At 34.8% G+C, this 17,899-nt stretch carries 12 protein-coding genes; 3 read left to right on the plus strand and 9 right to left on the minus strand.

The window, feature by feature from the left end:
* Positions 1-88: 88 nt before the first annotated feature.
* From EKH84_RS00705 to EKH84_RS00715, 3 genes are all read right to left on the minus strand, one after another.
* Positions 89-1,213 (minus strand): YibE/F family protein, encoded by a 1,125-nt coding sequence (locus tag EKH84_RS00705; RefSeq protein WP_127064706.1) that lies wholly within the window; start codon positions 1,211-1,213, stop codon positions 89-91.
* A gap of 108 nt (positions 1,214-1,321) precedes the next feature.
* Positions 1,322-2,845, minus strand: a complete 1,524-nt coding sequence (locus tag EKH84_RS00710; protein ID WP_127064707.1) for an alkaline phosphatase — start codon at positions 2,843-2,845, stop codon at positions 1,322-1,324.
* 101 nt (positions 2,846-2,946) lie between these two features.
* Positions 2,947-4,071, minus strand: a complete 1,125-nt coding sequence (locus EKH84_RS00715) for a GGDEF domain-containing protein (RefSeq protein ID WP_127064708.1) — start codon at positions 4,069-4,071, stop codon at positions 2,947-2,949.
* A gap of 409 nt (positions 4,072-4,480) precedes the next feature.
* On the opposite strand from EKH84_RS00715, the gene adhE reads away from it, so the two are divergent.
* Positions 4,481-7,096, plus strand: coding sequence for a bifunctional acetaldehyde-CoA/alcohol dehydrogenase (gene adhE / locus EKH84_RS00720; RefSeq protein WP_127064709.1), 2,616 nt, complete (start codon positions 4,481-4,483; stop codon positions 7,094-7,096).
* Between the two features lie 79 nt (positions 7,097-7,175).
* Here adhE and EKH84_RS00725 read toward each other — a convergent pair whose 3' ends face one another.
* The 4 genes from EKH84_RS00725 to EKH84_RS00740 all read right to left on the minus strand — a co-directional run bounded on the left by EKH84_RS00725 (position 7,176) and on the right by EKH84_RS00740 (position 13,039).
* Positions 7,176-8,654: a methyl-accepting chemotaxis protein gene (locus tag EKH84_RS00725; RefSeq protein WP_127064710.1), complete on the minus strand. Its 1,479-nt coding sequence runs from the start codon at positions 8,652-8,654 to the stop codon at positions 7,176-7,178.
* A gap of 146 nt (positions 8,655-8,800) precedes the next feature.
* Positions 8,801-10,933 carry a transglutaminase family protein gene (locus tag EKH84_RS00730; RefSeq protein ID WP_127064711.1) on the minus strand — a complete coding sequence of 711 codons (2,133 nt, stop codon included), beginning with the start codon at positions 10,931-10,933 and terminating at the stop codon, positions 8,801-8,803.
* Positions 10,926-12,110, minus strand: a complete 1,185-nt coding sequence (locus EKH84_RS00735) for a DUF58 domain-containing protein (RefSeq protein WP_127064712.1) — start codon at positions 12,108-12,110, stop codon at positions 10,926-10,928. Before EKH84_RS00735 ends, EKH84_RS00730 begins: the two co-directional genes overlap by 8 nt.
* A 2-nt stretch (positions 12,111-12,112) precedes the next feature.
* Positions 12,113-13,039, minus strand: coding sequence for an AAA family ATPase (locus EKH84_RS00740; RefSeq protein ID WP_127064713.1), 927 nt, complete (start codon positions 13,037-13,039; stop codon positions 12,113-12,115).
* 167 nt (positions 13,040-13,206) lie between these two features.
* On the opposite strand from EKH84_RS00740, the gene EKH84_RS00745 reads away from it, so the two are divergent.
* Entirely contained in the window at positions 13,207-14,484 is a 1,278-nt protein-coding gene (locus EKH84_RS00745) for a bifunctional folylpolyglutamate synthase/dihydrofolate synthase (protein ID WP_190283440.1), read from the plus strand.
* A gap of 158 nt (positions 14,485-14,642) precedes the next feature.
* Here EKH84_RS00745 and EKH84_RS00750 read toward each other — a convergent pair whose 3' ends face one another.
* A complete protein-coding gene (locus tag EKH84_RS00750; protein WP_127064715.1) occupies positions 14,643-15,047 on the minus strand; it encodes a DUF2871 domain-containing protein in 405 nt (134 codons plus the stop codon).
* A 269-nt stretch (positions 15,048-15,316) separates the two neighbouring features.
* Here EKH84_RS00750 and EKH84_RS00755 point away from each other — a divergent pair, with 269 nt between their 5' ends.
* Positions 15,317-16,669, plus strand: a complete 1,353-nt coding sequence (locus EKH84_RS00755; protein WP_127064716.1) for an MATE family efflux transporter — start codon at positions 15,317-15,319, stop codon at positions 16,667-16,669.
* A gap of 805 nt (positions 16,670-17,474) precedes the next feature.
* Here the strand turns inward: EKH84_RS00755 and EKH84_RS00760 are convergent.
* The gene (locus tag EKH84_RS00760; RefSeq protein WP_127064717.1) at positions 17,475-17,894 is read right to left on the minus strand and encodes a pyridoxamine 5'-phosphate oxidase family protein; all 420 of its coding nucleotides are present in this window, start codon (positions 17,892-17,894) and stop codon (positions 17,475-17,477) included.
* Positions 17,895-17,899 lie beyond the last annotated feature (5 nt).

Consider the following 17,899-nt stretch of genomic DNA (forward strand, 5'->3'; position numbering starts at 1 on the left):
GGATTATAATTATTTTTTATTAAATTTTAATAGGAGTACTATAACCTAATTGTTATAGTACTCCTATTAATAGATTTTATTCTCCATTTTAATGCTTTTTATATCTCAAACTACAAATGAAAGCCGTAATAGGAGATACAATGACAAGGCCTAAACACCCTACTAAAGTATGCAATATCTCTGAAGCCATTGATTGTCCATTAAGAATACTTACCATAGGGGTACCTTGTGCCATATAAACCATCATTATTGTTATAAAACTTCCCATATAAGCTAATAACAGCGTGGTTGTTTGTGAACCCACTACAGAGCGTCCAATGTTTAAACCTGACAATAAAATCTCTTTTCTCGAAATAGTAGGTTTTTTATCCACTACTTCTTCTATAGCTGCCGAAATATCTACAGATAAATCCACTAGGGCCCCCGAGCAAGATAAATAAATAGCAGCTTGATAAATCTTAGTTAGGTCTAAGTGTTGATATCCTGAATATAATAAGGATTCTGACCACGGCATTACACCGCCATGGATTCTAAATAAGTTACCAAAAGCAATCGCCATTAAACAGGTCATTATAGAGGCAATACTCATGCCTAATATAGCGCAGTAGGCTTTCTCTGTAAAACCAGCTACTAATAATAATGTAATAACAGCCATAGTCACTCCTATAATGAGCCCTAGAACCATAGGATTATAACCATTTAATAAACCAGGCACTAATACCTTCCACATACATAAAAGGCTAACAACAAAAGAAATAATCGTTCTTACCCCAGTTTTGCCTGAAAATAAAATAAGGGCCCCCATAAATAAGAAAACTAATAACCACTCTAAATTCAAACGGTAATAATCTAATACATTAGCATCTAACACCTGACCATCTTCTGTTTTTTCTATAAGTGCTAGTGCTTTATCCCCTTTTACAAATAGTTTATCAACCTCTAATCTACCTGATAATAAGTTGGCTGCTTCGATCTGACTTCCTTTAAAGGTTCCCTCTAATACCTCTACAAGACATACTTGACTTCCTAATTTTAAAATCCCACTATTATAAATACCACTTTCATTGGTCTCTAAAATCTTTACCTTTACATGCTCTGCATTGGTATAAATTTGCTTTTCAAAACCGGTTGGTAACATTAATAAAATAATAATTACCACTATGCACACTAAGGAAAAAATGACTTCTTTATCTCTCATTTTCTGTAACAGCATTCTAATTTCCTCTTTCTAGCTAAAAATAGAGTGCCTTACTAAAATCGGTGTTCACCTCATTTCAGCAAGGCACTTATCATATGAAAGGTTTGCTACACTTGTGAATCTCTATTTTAATTCACAAAGAGCAACTAACTTATTGAAAATGTCTGTATTATCATAAGCACCACTAAAGAGTTCAGCACCTTCACCCATTGCATAAACTGGAACAGGTACACCTGTATGTGCGTAAGAGGTCCAACCAATACCTGCTTTATTATTTAAGATATGTGTGAGTGTCACAGTAAGTGGCTCATAGCCACCATATAAAATGCCTGTTTCTTGATTATTAGTACGCTCACTGCTATCTTTCATAGTTTGAGCAAAGGCATCTTTTAATTTGTTATATTCATACTCAGTTAACACTAATGCTGAATCCTTAGCTGATGCAGCATTACTTGGGCTCACCAAACCAAAGTGCTTTTTAATAAGAGGAAGTACGTCTTCGATTTTGGCCTTATCTGCTGTAGTTCCTTTTTTGTATTCTGCAAGTAATTCATCAAAAGCTACATAACTCATATCCTGATTAGCTAAGAGGTTAAATGCCGTATTATAGCCTGTTGTAGAATATCCAATGGTCATACCACCTGTTTCATGATCCCCTGTTACAATAATAAGTGTTTCCTCTGGATGCTTTTTAGCAAAATCAACTGCTACCCCAATAGCTTCATCTAATGCAATGACATCTTGAATATTAGATCTGGCATCATTAGCATGACCCGCCCAGTCAATCTTACCTCCTTCTACCATCATGAAGAAACCATCTTCATTATCTAAAACATCAATTCCTTTTTCAACAAAATCCTTTAATCTAATACTATCCTTACTAGCATCTAAGTCATAGCTCATAGCCTGTGAGTCTTGAAGCTCTGGATTAATAGCATATACTTTGCCTGACTCACTATTAAGTGAAAGAATTTCTTCCTTTGTATCTACAATGTTGTATCCTTTCTCTTTAATAATTTCAAATGCGCTTTTTTGATCACCATTTTTACCATTTGGCTGTACTAATGAACCACCCGCAAAATAGTCAAAATTACTATCTGCTAACTGAAGTGCGATATCATACATATCCTTTCTAGATACTGCATGTGCATAAAAAGCTGCTGGTGTTGCATGATCTATAGATACACTACTTACTATCCCTATTTTATATCCTTCTTTTTTAAGCTTTTCTGTAATACTTTCTGGTTTGGTTTGCTTATCTGCATTGTAACCAATTACACCACTATGTGTTTTAACACCGCTAGAAATAGCTGTTGCTGTAGAAGCTGAATCTGGTGCGAAAGATGTAGAGTCTTGGGTTGTAGCTGATCCACATACTGGAAACTGGGATACTGCTAGCTTGCCTAAGTTAATACCACCTTTTTCAGTTACACCTTTATAGATTTGCGCAGAATTAACTTGTACATAAGACATACCATCCCCAATAAAGTTAAATATGTATTTGGGTTTTTTGTAAGTTTGCTCTTTAGCACTTTGTACAATATTAGTCGTATTAGCTCTAGCTGGCACTGCAATCGTCCCCACTGCTGTGATACCTACAAGGGCTGTACATAAAATAGCTGCAAAAATCTTCTTTGAAAGTTTCATTCTTATTTCCCCTTTACTATTTGCTTTATTTCATGCGTTTAGTATAAAAGGGGGATATTAAATCGGAGTTTGTTCTTTATTAGATTTAAGTTAACTCCTTGTTAAATCCTTCTTCTTTTCTTTTTTTCCTTTTGAGTATACATCATACTGTCTACATACTTTAAAAATTCTTCTACACATTTATAATCACTATTGTAACTATCCATGCCATAACTAAACTTCAAGTCATAGACTTTACCGCTACTAACATTATAAGCTTTTACCCGTTCTTTAAATCTTTCCATGTATTTTATCATCTGTTTCTTATTTTGCTGCTCACTTAAAATAAGGAATTCATCCCCACCCATTCTAAAAATACGGTGCTTATAAGGAAAACTACCTCTTAGAATTTGAGAGAAACTTTTCAGAGCCTCATCACCTTCTTGATGCCCATATCGATCATTAATTATCTTAAAATCGTCCAGATCTATATTAATAGCTGTTAAAGTTAATTTTTGTTTCTTTGCTAATTTGGAAGTGTAGCTTAAATAACTTTGTTTATTTTCCATCATTGTAAGTGCATCATATTGAAGCCCATCTATAATGTTAAAAACATATGCACAAACTAATAAACCACCTACTGTACTCCATATCGTTAAATAATCTTCACAAACAACTTGAACTACCACAACCAAAGTGATGATAGTAAAATACATTAACCCCATGATGTACTTATAAGCCGTCAATCTTTTGTGATAGCGCCAGATAAGTAAAATGCCATAACCTAAATAAAATAGGGTAATTGTAGGAACTATCCAAAATAACTGACCTCTTATATAATCATTTTCCAAACTTACAGTTGCAATCCAGCCTGTCCTTATATTAATGAGGGTTAAAACAAAAAGGATAATAGCCGGTACGTAAATCCATCTATTACATTTTATTTTCGCTCGCAGGGCCTTTTGTAACCAACATTCAAAATATAACACCCCCAAAAGTAAAAATACTGGCACTATAATAAATCCTAATATATTAACTATTAGATGAAGTATCCTAAAAGTAGATAAATTCTTTGTATTAAAAATAACACTCCCTATCTCTAATAACATTATAAGTATATCAAGCCCTATTAAATACATAAACAATCTATTAATCAGCTCCGATTTATCTAGTCTAAAAAAAGCATGTGCAATAATAATGCCTAAAATAAGTGATACTACAATATTAGTTTGTACTTGCCAAAACATATCGTTATAACCCCTCCCTCTTATAGTCTATATTAACACACAATTATCTGAATTCTTAAAGATTATGTAAATTTTTTTCACTTTTATTATCTATTTATTATTCATATTGACAATACTTTTTTGATGCCCAATTATCTTTGTTTATTTTTTTGTTTGATATTTAACAATTACTTTTTGTTTCTTTAAAAAATTATGTGCTAAATCCCAACGTTTTACCTGTTTATATTTATCAATAGTTTATAATTTTACAACAATCAATAAATTGACAAAGCTACAATGTCATGTTAACATCACAATATATTCACAATACATTAACAAGTTTTATTATTTTTTGTGTTTTATATTGTTAAAAATATAACAATATATCTTCACTCACTATTATACAATCACATTAAAGGAGGCTATTAAAATGTCTGAAAACAAGAAAGTTAAAGAAGAAGCACCTGTAGTTGATGCTGTAAAAATGGTAGACGAATTAGTTCAAAAAGCGAAGGTTGCTCTTGATGAGTACATGAAACTCGATCAAGCACAAGTTGACGAAATTACTAAAGCTATGGCTCTTGCTGGTTTATCCGCTCAAATGAAACTTGCTAAGATGGCAGTTGAAGAAACAGGCCGTGGTATTTTTGAAGATAAAGTTACAAAGAATATCTTTGCAACAGAGTATATTTATCACAGTATTAAACATGAAAAAACTGTAGGTGTTATTGAAGATAACGAAGATGAAGGTTACATCGAAATTGCTGAACCAGTAGGTATCGTAGCTGGTGTTACACCAACCACAAACCCAACTTCTACAACAATGTTCAAAGCTATCACATGTGCTAAAACACGTAATCCAATTATCTTTGGTTTCCACCCAGCTGCTCAAAACTGTTCTCGTGAAGCTGCTATCATCGTAAGAGATGCTGCTATCAAAGCTGGAGCACCTGAAAACTGTGTTCAATGGATTGATGTACCATCTATCGAAGCTACAAATGCTCTTATGAATCATCCTGATGTAGCAACTGTACTTGCAACTGGTGGTTCTGCAATGGTTAAAGCTGCTTATTCTACTGGTAAACCAGCTCTTGGTGTTGGTCCTGGTAACGTACCTGCTTTCATTGAAAAAACAGCTAATCTTGAACAATCACTTACAGACCTTATCCTTTCTAAATCATTTGATAATGGTATGATTTGTGCATCTGAACAAGCTGCTATCATTGAAGCTCCAGTTTATGATCAAGCTGTTGCTTTCATGAAAAAACAAGGCTGCTACTTTGCTACTAAAGAAGAAATTAAAAAACTTGAACCAGTTGTTATCGACCCAGTTCGTATGATGGCAGGTCCAGCTATCGTTGGTAAATATCCATATGAAATTGCAGCTCTTGCTGGTATTACTATTCCAAAAGAAACTAAAGTAATCTGCTGTGAAATTGATGGTGTTGGTGAAGCTTACCCACTTTCAAGAGAAAAACTTTCTCCAGTACTTGCTGTTGTTAAAGCAAAAGACGTTGAAGATGGTATCGTAAAAGCTGAAACAATGGTTGAACTCGGTGGTCTTGGACATACAGCAGTTATCCATACAACAAATAATGACCTTATTGATGAATATGGTAAACGTCTTAAAGCTTGCCGTATCATTGTAAACTCTCCATCAGCATTCGGTGGTATCGGTGATGTTTACAACTCACTTATGCCTTCACTTACACTTGGCTGTGGTTCTTACGGACATAACTCTACATCATCAAACGTTACAGCTCAAAACTTAATCAATAAGAAAAGGGTGGCTAAGAGACGCGTGAATATGCAATGGTTTAAAATTCCAGAAAAAATCTACTTCGAAGCAGGTTCAGTACAATATTTAGCAAAAATGCCAGACATCTCTCGTGCAATGATCGTAGCTGACCCAATGATGGTTAAACTTGGTTATGTTGATAAATTAACTTACCAATTAAATAAAAATTTAAATAAAGTAGCTATTGAAATCTTTAGCGAAGTTGAACCAGATCCAGACTTAGTAACAGTTAAAAAAGGTACAGCTGTTATGAATTCATTCCAACCAGACGTTATTATCGCTCTTGGTGGTGGTTCTGCAATGGATGCTGCTAAAGCTATGTGGTTATTCTATGAACACCCAGAAGCTGACTTCATCGGTATGGCTCAAAAATTCATGGATATTAGAAAACGTGTTTACAAATTCCCTAAACTTGGTAAAAAAGCAAAAATGGTTTCTATTCCAACAACATCAGGTACAGGTTCAGAAGTAACATCTTTCGCTGTAATCTCTGATAAATCTAAGAATATGAAATACCCACTTGCTGACTATGAATTAACACCAGATGTAGCTATCATTGACCCAGAATTTGTTATGTCAGTTCCAGCAAGCCCAACAGCAGACACAGGTCTTGACGTTCTTACACACGCTATCGAAGCTTACGTATCCGTTTTAGCTTCTGACTATACAGACGCTCTTGCACTTCACGCTATTAAACTTGTATTTGAATACTTACCACGTTCATACAAAAACGGTGCTAAAGACCCAGAAGCAAGAGAAAAAATGCACAATGCATCATGTATCGCAGGTATGGCATTTACAAATGCATTCCTTGGTATTAACCACTCACTTGCTCATAAACTTGGTGGTGAATTCCATATCGCTCATGGTCGTGCAAATGCAATTCTTCTTCCACACGTTATTGCTTACAATGGTGAAACTAACCCATCTAAATTTATGGCATTCCCTAAATACGGTAAGTTCATCGCTCCACAAAGATATCAAGACATTGCTAAAATGTTAGGTCTTAAAGCTTCTACTCCAGAAGAAGGTGTTGCATCACTTGTTAAAGCAGTTAAAGACTTAATGAAAGAAGTTAACATCCCATTCACACTTAAAGAAATGAATGTAGATGAAAAAGAATTCTTAGCTAAAATTTCAGATCTTTCTTACAAAGCTTTCGAAGATCAATGTACAACAGCTAATCCTAGACTTCCAAAAGTAACAGAACTTGAAGAGCTTTACAAAAAAGCTTACTACGGTAAATAGTCATTTTATTTTACTCCACCTAAAAATAAAAGAAGAGGACACTAGTCAAACGGCTAGTGTCCTCTTCTTTTTATTCAAATTAAATATATTGTTTCATAGCCTTTGCACTCTCTAATAATCCACTAGCAATTTCTTTTGATCTTTGCACGCAGTTATTATTCTGCATCGTAGCTTCTGTCGTCATTTCTATACCTGCTAGAGTTTGCTCACTTATAGCTGCAATCTCTTGGGTATTTTTAATAAGCCGCTCATTAACCCCTACCATCTCATTAACCTTATCTGTAACAATACTTACTTGGTCATTAACTTCTTTCATATACTCAGTCGTTTCATTAAAGATTTCTCCTGTATTTACAATTAGCTCATTCTGCTCATCATTGGCTCCTTTTAGCCTAGTCATTGCCTCAACAGATGCAGCAGCTACTTGTTGAAGTTCATCAACAATAGCTGTAATATGACTAGCAAATTCACCACTCTGGTTAGCTAGATTTCTAACCTCTTCTGCTACTACTGCAAATCCTCTTCCTGCTTCTCCTGCCCTTGCACTTTCAATCGCTGCATTTAAAGAAAGGATATTCGTTTGTGCAGAGATAGCCGTAATAGCTTCAGTGATTTCATTAATCTCTTTTGATTTATCTCGTAGTTCTATCATAGATTTATAAACACTTTCACAGTTCTCATTCATTACTTCTGTTTTCACATTTAGAGCTTTAACAATCTTAACCCCTTCATCCATTTGTTTTATAGTAGTATGAGAGATCTCTTCCATATTCTTTGAAGCTTCTGAAGTATCCACAACTATGTTTTGAATATGCTCAGTTAAATTACTTTGCTCTTGCGCACTAAGTACTGCCTTCTCTGCTCCTGCGGAAATATCTCCTACTGCATCATTAATAGTACTTCCTGACTGTTCTAATTCAGTAATTGTTTGTCCTACTGCATTTGAATGTTGATCCAATTCACTTGCTATTTTTAAAACATTCTTCAGGATACCTTCTTGCTTCTCCTTAGCTTCTTCTAGCGCCCTCGTTTTTTCCTCATTAATGCTATTAGATAATTTTGTACCTATAATTGAACTAACTACAATCATAACAATAGAAGCCATTTGAATTGTATAATCCGTAGTTAAGTTAGAACTATTAGCTTGTACTATAAATATGAGCCACCCAACTCTAGCAGTATTAGCTAATACTACCGCACTCCCAAGTACTTTTATGAAAGTCAAGTCAAAGTATAGGAAGTATAACATCATAAAAGGAATGATATAAACATAAACTAATACCCGTGTTGTTGTAAACATACTGTATACATAAATAAGAAAAAAACCTATACTAGCAGCATATTTAAACTTAAGCCCTTCTTTATCTTTCTTATAAACGAAAGAAATAATACCTGTATAAACCAAAATAACACTAACAAATATAGCTACTGTTGTTACCGTCTTTTGCCCCTTAGCGATCTCACCAATTTGGCCTACTATTAAACAGAGGTTTAATATAAAAGTAAGTGCCAATACAAAACCATTTACCCTTTTTAAATCAACAACACTATTTTCCATTTTACCACTCCCAATCAACTACCTAATATTAAATATTCTTACAATATATTTCGACATAATCCTTTCTTTCTTAACAATATTTTTATATTATAATGCAATAAAATCCCAAAAAAGCTAATAACCTCCTCTTAGTTATTAGCCTTTTTCTATCTCTTCTTCCACGCTTTACGCTTTCTTAAATACTCATAAACCCTCAAAGCTTCTTCAATTTCTAATTTTGTCAAGCTCTTTCTACCATAAAAACACGCTTCATAAGGCTTAGTAATAGCCGTTATATCTATTTGATCTTTTAATAATCTTCTACTTAACTGCTCATAGGTTTCACCCGGAAGTATATCATAATCATATTGGCTTAGAAGTTTAAGTGTTGCCTCTATCAACCTCTTTATAGCTATTTCAGGCAAGCCCTCTAGAAGCTTCTTTTTCCAGTAAGCATAACTTAACACTCTAACTAGTACAACAAAAGGAATAAGTAACAACATCGGTAATAGAAGTTTACGCCCTAGGCTGAGAAGTTCATTTTCCACACCTATGCCATCAAATCCCGCGTTTCCTACACCTGCTACGTTGTTCCCTACTTCCTCCCTTTGGCTACTACTTGGCGTAGGGTCAAAAAGCATCCATCCATAACCTGATATATAAACTTCTACAAAGGCATGAGCATTCTTTTCTCTTATTATGTACTTGCCCTTCTCATCTTTTTCTTCGGAATAGTAACCACATACGTATCTAGTTGGTAATCCAATGCTCCTACATAAAAGTACCATCCCACTGGCAAAGTCTTGGCAGATACCTTGCTTTTGATTAAATATAAAATCATAAACAGGATCAGCCATTATATCCTTTTGTGGTGCACCATACACATAGGTATATTCGCCACTGTTTCTTAAGTATGCTTCAATAGTATTAGCCTTCTGTACATCGCTCATTGCTTCGCTAGTAAGTTGCTTAGCAAAACTATTTAGGTTGTAAGCCATTTGCTCCGGTACCTGTGTATACTTTGTCCTTAACCTATTATATGTTTCCTCTGACATAAATAAAGGTTCTGTATTATTACGTATATCTCCCCTAAGTACTTCTAACCAGTCTAGCCAATCCTCCCTATTTCCAACACCATCTGGATATCTAAATATTTCCACTATCTCAGGATTTTTAGCAACATAATTAATGGTATATCCTACTTGTTTTCTATCTTCTCCCTCCTGAAAACAAATATTATTGATATCTCCCGCCACTAACACGCTATCATCATTCGTATAAATACCTGTTAATCCATTAACAGTTAAATAATGTCTATAGTTATTTAGCTCATATATATAAGCACTTTTATCTCCTTCAATAGGAATATTTTCTTTCTCCAAATAAGGCTCTGTAATTTTCAAAAACAAGTCATATTCCCCTAAAAAGCTATTGGAGCTTATTTTTGTCAGTCTTGTATCCGACTTATCAATGCTCCATACTCCTCTATCATAGTGGCTATAGGCTATTTCTCTTAAATATAAAGGTTCTTCACTTTGTACTTCAAAAAGGATATTTTCTGAAAGACTAGGTCTTCTATCTAATTTAACACTACTGGGTAAATCACCGATTAAACTTTTATTATATTGTTGTAGCCACTTAGCTCCCGGTAAATATTCTAGCTGTGGTACTACTTTTATCCCTATGAGAATAACAAATAACATGATTGCTAGATGTCTCAAATAACCTTTTAGCGTTACATCATAATATACCGTGTCAGAAGGCTTCTTATCATTTTTATAAAAGCTCACAAAAATAAGTCCTAGACTCAAAATAAATAAGCTAGCTCTTTTTAAATCTACGCTTACCTGCTCATTAACTTCTAAAAATATAAATATACCAAAGACTAAAATATAAAGTGGCGGAAACCATCTATCTATTCTTCGTTTTACTACCTGTACTAGATCCTTTATCTCCAGAAATACAATAGAAATGCAACCAAGAAATAATAGTGTGCTTGTTCCTGCTTGAATAAAAAGCCCTAATAAGCCCTTCATAACTACTTTATTCTCTAAGTACCTCCAACTATATAGAGCTAGGCACAAGTAGAAAATAAATACTGTAGTAAACAAAATAGGCCTTTGCATTCTGGTGGTATAGAAGTAAGCTGCCAAAAGTGATAAATTGACAAAGAGCATACCCAAGGTAGTAGAAATAGGTTCATAGTCAAAGAACATGATTAGACTTATAGCCAAAACAAGACTTATCATAATCATCTTAAAAACTTGAAGCTGTATTTCCTTAGTATCTTCTTTAAACATACCTTTTCACCTCAAACTCCTCTGCTAAATACCAAGTATTTAACAGACCTTCTCCAGACCAAGGGCTTCTTTTCATTTCTAGTATATTTAAATATTTCTCATCTTCTAGTTGCTCTCCCAAGTTTCTACTCAAGGTAAGTGTTAAAAACAACTTACTTATTTCGAAAGGATAATTCTGCTTCAAATAGGCATAAGGCCATCTTTCTTCTCCTACTCGGCCCCCTCTTCCTGTATAGCTACTTAATAGAGTGGCTAATTGCTCTACCGCCGTAATCTCAGATAAAGTAAACTGTTTCCATGCGTTTTCTTCTTTGTAAATAAGGGTAACCTTTTCTTCTTGCTTTAAAAAAGCATAGGCACAAGAAATACATGCTACTAAGACTTTATCAACTAATTTAGCCCTGTTTTCTTCTTCTGTTTCCTCACAAATAGGATCAAGTATAAAAAGATATTCCCTTTTTATTACTGCATGTTCTTCTCTTTGACGTACCATATAGATGTCACGCCTAGCTAGCAGCTTCCAATGCATTAATTTTAAAGAATCCCCTTCTACATAAGGCGCTAACTCATGGCAAACCTCTCCATCACTACTTATAACCGGTATCTGATCTTCAGCCTGAGCTTTTACCTTTATCCTATTCAAAAGATATTCCATTTTTCCTAAAGGCATAGCTTGTGGTAATACATTAACTTCTTTTTGCAAACAGCAAATTATTCGCCATTTTATAAGTCCGAAATAATCTTGAACTACAATCTCTTCTATTCCCATAAAATCTTTTCCACTATATTCACCTATGTAATCTATGACTATTTCCTTTGTTGTAAGTGGCGGCAACGTCATACATATACTTTTATATTGCTTCGAAATAACATGATACGTAGGCTTTAAGAAAATATAAATATAGGGGCTTTGTAACCATGATTTATTTTGAATACTTAAGATTAATTCTACCCCTTCTTTTTTATTAATCCGAACCCTAGTGTCATCCTTTATAGAAAAACTTAAATGAGGTTTAACTAAAATAACATGAAGCCCAGATACTACTACCCCTATGATACAAATCGTTAAAAACTTCATATAAGTAGCATCGGTCTTCAAATAAAGGGTAACCACCAAATACAAAATAACAAGTATAAATAGATAATTAGGTGCTACCTTATTTTTCTTTTTCTTCATGCTTACACCACAACTTGAACCTTTCTAAGAGCTTCTTTAATAATACGCTCTACATGCTCTAATGATGCTTCATAACCAGATTTAAGACGTATACGATGACCTATAATAGGCACAATCACTTTCTGAACATCATCTGGAATGACATAGTCCCTGCCGTTTAATAGAGCCCAAGCCTTTGCTCCTTTTATTAGTGCTAGACTTCCTCTAGGATTTATCCCTATTTTTATAGCTTCATGATTTGCAATAGCTTCTATCACATCCAATAAGTAATCCTTTAACTTTTCATTTATCAACACTTCTTTTGCTTGTTCTCTAAGATTTAATAAAGTCTGATTCGACATTACCGCCTCTAGCTTACCCATAGGATCTTCATACTCATAGCGATTTAGAATCTCTCTCCAATCCCTTCTTACAGGATAGGTAATATAAAGTTTCATAAAAAACCTATCTAACTGCGCTTCTGGCAAAGGATAAGTTCCTTCATTTTCTACAGTATTTTGCGTAGCAATAACCATAAAAGGTGATGGTAATCTTCTAGTTTCTCCTTCAATGGTTACTTGCCTTTCTTCCATGGCTTCTAAAAGGCTTGATTGTACTCTCGGAGAAGCTCTATTAATCTCATCTGCTAGTAAGAAATTGCATAGTGCAGCTCCTTCTTTGTAATCCATCTCACCTGTCATACGATTATATAAATAATAGCCCGTTATATCAGAAGGAAGTACATCTGGGGTGAATTGCACCCTTTTAAATTCTCCATCTATGCTTTTGCTCAGCGCTAGAGCTAATTTCGTTTTTCCCACACCTGGAAGACCCTCCAATAAGACATGGCCTTCACTTAACAAAGCTACTAATAAATATTCTAAGTTCTCTTTTTCCCCTATAATCACTGATTCCATATTCTCTAACACTTTTTGTAAGGCTGTGTTCATTGTTCTCCCCCTATACGCTATCCTGTTTGAAATTATATCGTAAATAATATTCTAACATATTAAAATTTTTAAATAAATATTTTCCTATGCTTTTTATATTTTACTATCTATTGAAAGAAGAAGATTATTTTCTTATAATAGCTACATACTTTAACGAGGTGATAACTGTGTTCACAAAAGAAACTAGCACTTATCTTGAATTATTGAGTACTTCTGGTACTCATTCAAATCTACATAGATTTAAAGAGCTCCTAGAAATATTAGGTAACCCTCAAGAAAAATTAAAATGTGTTCATCTAGCAGGCACTAATGGTAAAGGCTCTGTAGCTAGCTTGATCTCTGCTATCTTGCAAGAAGCAGGCTACAAAATAGGCCTTTATACTTCTCCCGACTTAGTTAGCGTCACTGAACGTATACGTATCGGAGACACTCTTATCTCAGAAAAAGACTTTGAAAGACTCCTTTTTCAGGTACGTGAAGCTGCTTCAAAGTTTCAAAATAAGTCTTTATTTACTTATTTTGAAGTTCTTACAGCCATCGCCTTTCTTTATTATAAAGAAAACAACTGTGATGTGGTGGTTCTTGAAACAGGTTTAGGCGGGAGACATGATGCAACTAATATTATTACAGCTCCTCTCTGCGCCGTCCTCACTACTATCTCTTATGATCATGTTCAAAGGTTAGGAAGTACCTTAAAAGAAATAGCTTACGAAAAAGCTGGTATTATCAAACCTTCTATTCCTACTATTAGTTATCCTCAAGAACCAGAGGTTTTAGACGTCATCACCTCTACCTGCCAAATGCAAAATGCCCCTCTTTACTTCTGCGATTTAAAAGAACTTACTTTCATTAATAATACCTTAGAGGGACAGGTCTTTAATTATAAGAACTATCAAAAACTCTCTATTCAATTATTAGGTAAGCATCAATGCTACAATGCTGCTCTTGCCATAGAAGTGATAGAGGTCCTTCTATATTTAGGCTTTACTATAAAATCTGAAGCTATTTATAAAGGTTTAGCCAAAGCCAAATGGCCTGGTCGTTTGGATATTATCCATCATAAACCTCTTTTTCTTATAGATGGCGCTCATAACGTTCAGGGTGCTCTGGCACTGAGAGATGCTATTACTTACTACTTTAAAGGTAAGAAAATCATTTATTTATTTGGAAGTTTAAAAGATAAGGACTATCATCAAGTCCTAGAACTTACTATGCCCCTAGGTCAGATTGCTATTTTAGTTACACCACCTAGCACTAGAGCTATAAGGGCAGATTTACTGCAAAAGCAAATTCAGAATTACTGCCCCCAAGTCTTTGCTGCAGCTACACTTAAAGAAGGTACTCAGCTAGCCCTTTCTCTAGCTGATGAAGAAAGTGTTATTATTGCTTTTGGCTCTCTTTATTTTATAGGTGAGATCCCTAAGATTCTTGAAACTTGTCTTTAAAACCATTCCTAGATACTGATTTCTAAATTTCAATTGGCCTTAAAACTTCATTTAAAATAAGAAATCTGTCGTTATCATATTGATTCATTGTTTTCTAAATTAATAAAAACACGTCTTCAGCTTACTTTAATAAGCCCTTTGAAGACGTGTTTTTCGCATTATTTTTCCGTTTTAATAGCCTTGCCTAAAAGCACCATAAACCAAATTAAAGCAATACCTAATAAAGTATGACTTACTCCAGCCATGTGACTTAAGCCTGCTATATCAAATCCTTTTACCTGTGCTACTCCTCTTGCTACCATAGTTGCTATAACTGTTACTAAACCAACTTGATAAGTAACAAACCATGCTTTCGCACTTTTAAGCTGCGATAACTGGAAGCTCTTGTCTAGGAGTAAAATAACTAAGAAGAAAATAAAACCTAGTACTAGCAGATGTGTATGTACACCCCTTAGTACTGTTTCTCCTGTAAAGTCCGACATTCTAGTTAGTTCTCTATAAAATACACCTGCTATAAGACCCAAAATCAAATAGGTAAATGACGCATAAAAATATTTTTTCATTTTAAGCCCCCTTAATGAAAAATACATCAGTTATATTTGTTTTTAGCTAATTATATTTTTAATAATAATTATCCTTTAAACATTATTAGTATATCAGATGTCACTTTCTATTTCTAGTGGCATATGAAAGAAACTTTATAATATTTAATATTAAGACAAAAAGGATTGAGATTAGTGAATTTCACTTAAAATAGAGTGAATTTTTTAGTAGAAAGGAATATAATAGGAAAGTGTTTTCACATATTAATACTGACATAAGGAGTTTGATTATGATTAAGGATATGACAGAAGGAACGCCTTCAAAGGTATTACTAGGTTTTGCTGTACCTATGATGCTTAGTGGTATGTTTCAACAATTTTATAATATCGCAGATAGTGTCATCGCTGGACAATTTGCTGGTTCTAATGCTGTTGCTGCCGTAGGAGCATCTTATCCTATTACAATGTTATTCATTGCTATTGCTACAGGAAGTGGTGTTGGTTGCAGCGTTATTGTTTCTAATTTTTTTGGTGCCAAGGACTATGCCAAACTCAAAACGACTATTACTACTTCCATTATTACTATTATTCTTTTAAGCTTAGGGCTTACCCTATTAGGTACCATCATTTGTAATCCCTTGATGCATTTAATGAACACTCCTTCAGATATTTTTGGAGATAGTGCTCTCTATCTTCGCATTTACATATGGGGGCTTATTTTTCTCTTTGTTTATAATATTACTACCTCTATTTTTAATGGCTTAGGTGATTCGAAAACACCTCTCTATTTTCTTATTTTTTCTTCTTTGTTTAATGTAGTTTTAGACTATGTATTTGTGGCTCATTTCGGCTTAGGTGTGGCTGGCGTAGCTTGGGCTACTTTTATCGCTCAAGGTATTTCTTCTATCTTATCTATTAGTTGCTTGATAGGACGCATCAAAAAGCTTAAGACTACTAAACACTATGAGTATTTCAGTTGGTCTATATTAGGACATATTAGTCATATTGCCATCCCTAGTATTCTTCAACAATCCATTGTTTCCATCGGGCAGCTACTAGTCCAAGCTTTAGTCAACTCTTATGGTACAACTGTACTTTACGGTTACTCAGCAGCTATCAAAATTGATTCGTTCTTTAAGATTGTTATTATTAGTATGGGAAATGCAGTTTCAAACTTCACGGCTCAAAACCTAGGTGGTCAAAAGCCTGAACGTATTAAAAAAGGATATACTTCTTCCTTGCTCGTTATGCTCACTTACTGCATTGTAGCTTTCATCATCTGTCTCGTATTTAGTCCTACTCTCATCGGCATTTTCCTTGATAGCAAAACCGATCCCACACTTATTAAGGATGTTATCAGTATTGGTACTTCTTATATGATCATTGTATCTGCCGGTTACTTTGCCTGCGCCGTACTTCTAGTTAACAACGGTATACTTCGCGGCTCAGCTTATATGCTTGGTTTTACAACTGCTACTCTTACAGACTTATTTGTTCGTGTAGGTGCAGCTTACATACTAGCACATTGGTTTGGCTATAGCGCCATTTGGTACTCTATCCCTCTTGGATGGACTATAGGAACTCTCGTATCCTTTGTCTTTTGCTTTAAAAACACACGTAAGCTATCATTGCAATCGTCTTAAAAGCATTTAGGATGCAGGTATACAAATAGAAATTTGTCGGTGACTTTACTAGGCTATTTGGGCGGAACTGAGAGAGGGTGGCTACCTGTCGTGGTTCCGCTCCGTATTTTCAGTAGGCACTAAGCTCACTTTTTTGGATGAATGCCCACAAACTCGGTTCCCTCAAACACGTGGGCTAAGTACCATCCAAAACGTTCGCTAAGTGCCTACTGAAAATACTCCGAAGTCACCTCGTCAGGCAGCCACCCTCTCTCTGTTCTACCAACAATAACGCGTAAAGAACCTTCCTTAAGTGTTTTAAAGAAAAAATAAAAAAGAAAAAGAACAATTGCTATTATGTCTTTTCTGCACTTCTCGTTTAGGGACTTGAACGTTTATGAAGTTAATAATGCTTGTAAGGCTCCCTAACTTCCCCACATAGCTACTTCCTGGCAAAACAGGCTTATGGGAAGCTTGATATATTTATTTCTCTGGGCATCTGCCCTTATTCTGAGTGTTTTTACTATCGTTACGCCTTCCTTCCAGGCTGCTTCAATGTCGGAGGTGTTTATGCGGTCAATAACGTTTGTGAAAATGAGGGGGAGGGCTATCTGGAAGAGTGACTTGGGAGAATTTTTTAGAGGCACTTGGCGAACGTTTTGGATGGGTTTTAGCACGAGTGTTTGACTGAAAGGAGTTTTCGTGCGTTCATCCAAATAAGCGAGCCTAGTGCCTCTAAAAATATGAACCGGAACTCTGGAAGATAGCCCTCCCCCTCATTTTCCTCCAGACGTGATTCTCATAAATGCCCCCGACAAATTTGTATTTATAATACTCCCCTTGCCTCTTTCCAATCAACTAGGAGATTGTAACGTTGGGTGTTAAAACGTAACACACAATAATTGGGATCTTCAGGGCCACTAAAATGATTAGTGAGGCCCCCATACCACATTTCCTTTTTAATATCTAAATCTGTCACGATTTCCATTGTCCCAACTAGTGTAATATTATAATCCTCGGCATTAAAGCAAACACTAGCCCTATTACACTTATCAATGCGATTAGTTCTTGTACTGCCTAGTCCTGTACAAAAAGTAAGCCATTTGATACCATTTGCTTTAGAGGCTGTTATAGTAGAAGCCGTTGGATAGCCATCTAGATCCATTAGCGCTAATACACAATAAGAATTTTCACCTGTGTTTTTCTGAACTATTTCACCTGCTCGTTTTATAATCTCTTCATGCATTTTTT

The sequence above is a fragment of the Cellulosilyticum sp. WCF-2 genome, from assembly GCF_003990395.1.
Classification (GTDB): domain Bacteria; phylum Bacillota; class Clostridia; order Lachnospirales; family Cellulosilyticaceae; genus Cellulosilyticum; species Cellulosilyticum lentocellum.

Coding starts and splice junctions, on each gene's coding strand:
- EKH84_RS00705 (WP_127064706.1), bottom strand. CDS start 1,213: ATGCTGTTACAGAAAATGAGAGATAAAGAAGTCATTTTTTCCTTAGTG.
- EKH84_RS00710 (WP_127064707.1), bottom strand. CDS start 2,845: ATGAAACTTTCAAAGAAGATTTTTGCAGCTATTTTATGTACAGCCCTT.
- EKH84_RS00715 (WP_127064708.1), bottom strand. CDS start 4,071: ATGTTTTGGCAAGTACAAACTAATATTGTAGTATCACTTATTTTAGGC.
- adhE (WP_127064709.1), top strand. CDS start 4,481: ATGTCTGAAAACAAGAAAGTTAAAGAAGAAGCACCTGTAGTTGATGCT.
- EKH84_RS00725 (WP_127064710.1), bottom strand. CDS start 8,654: ATGGAAAATAGTGTTGTTGATTTAAAAAGGGTAAATGGTTTTGTATTG.
- EKH84_RS00730 (WP_127064711.1), bottom strand. CDS start 10,933: ATGTTTAAAGAAGATACTAAGGAAATACAGCTTCAAGTTTTTAAGATG.
- EKH84_RS00735 (WP_127064712.1), bottom strand. CDS start 12,110: ATGAAGAAAAAGAAAAATAAGGTAGCACCTAATTATCTATTTATACTT.
- EKH84_RS00740 (WP_127064713.1), bottom strand. CDS start 13,039: ATGAACACAGCCTTACAAAAAGTGTTAGAGAATATGGAATCAGTGATT.
- EKH84_RS00750 (WP_127064715.1), bottom strand. CDS start 15,047: ATGAAAAAATATTTTTATGCGTCATTTACCTATTTGATTTTGGGTCTT.
- EKH84_RS00755 (WP_127064716.1), top strand. CDS start 15,317: ATGATTAAGGATATGACAGAAGGAACGCCTTCAAAGGTATTACTAGGT.
- EKH84_RS00760 (WP_127064717.1), bottom strand. CDS start 17,894: ATGCATGAAGAGATTATAAAACGAGCAGGTGAAATAGTTCAGAAAAAC.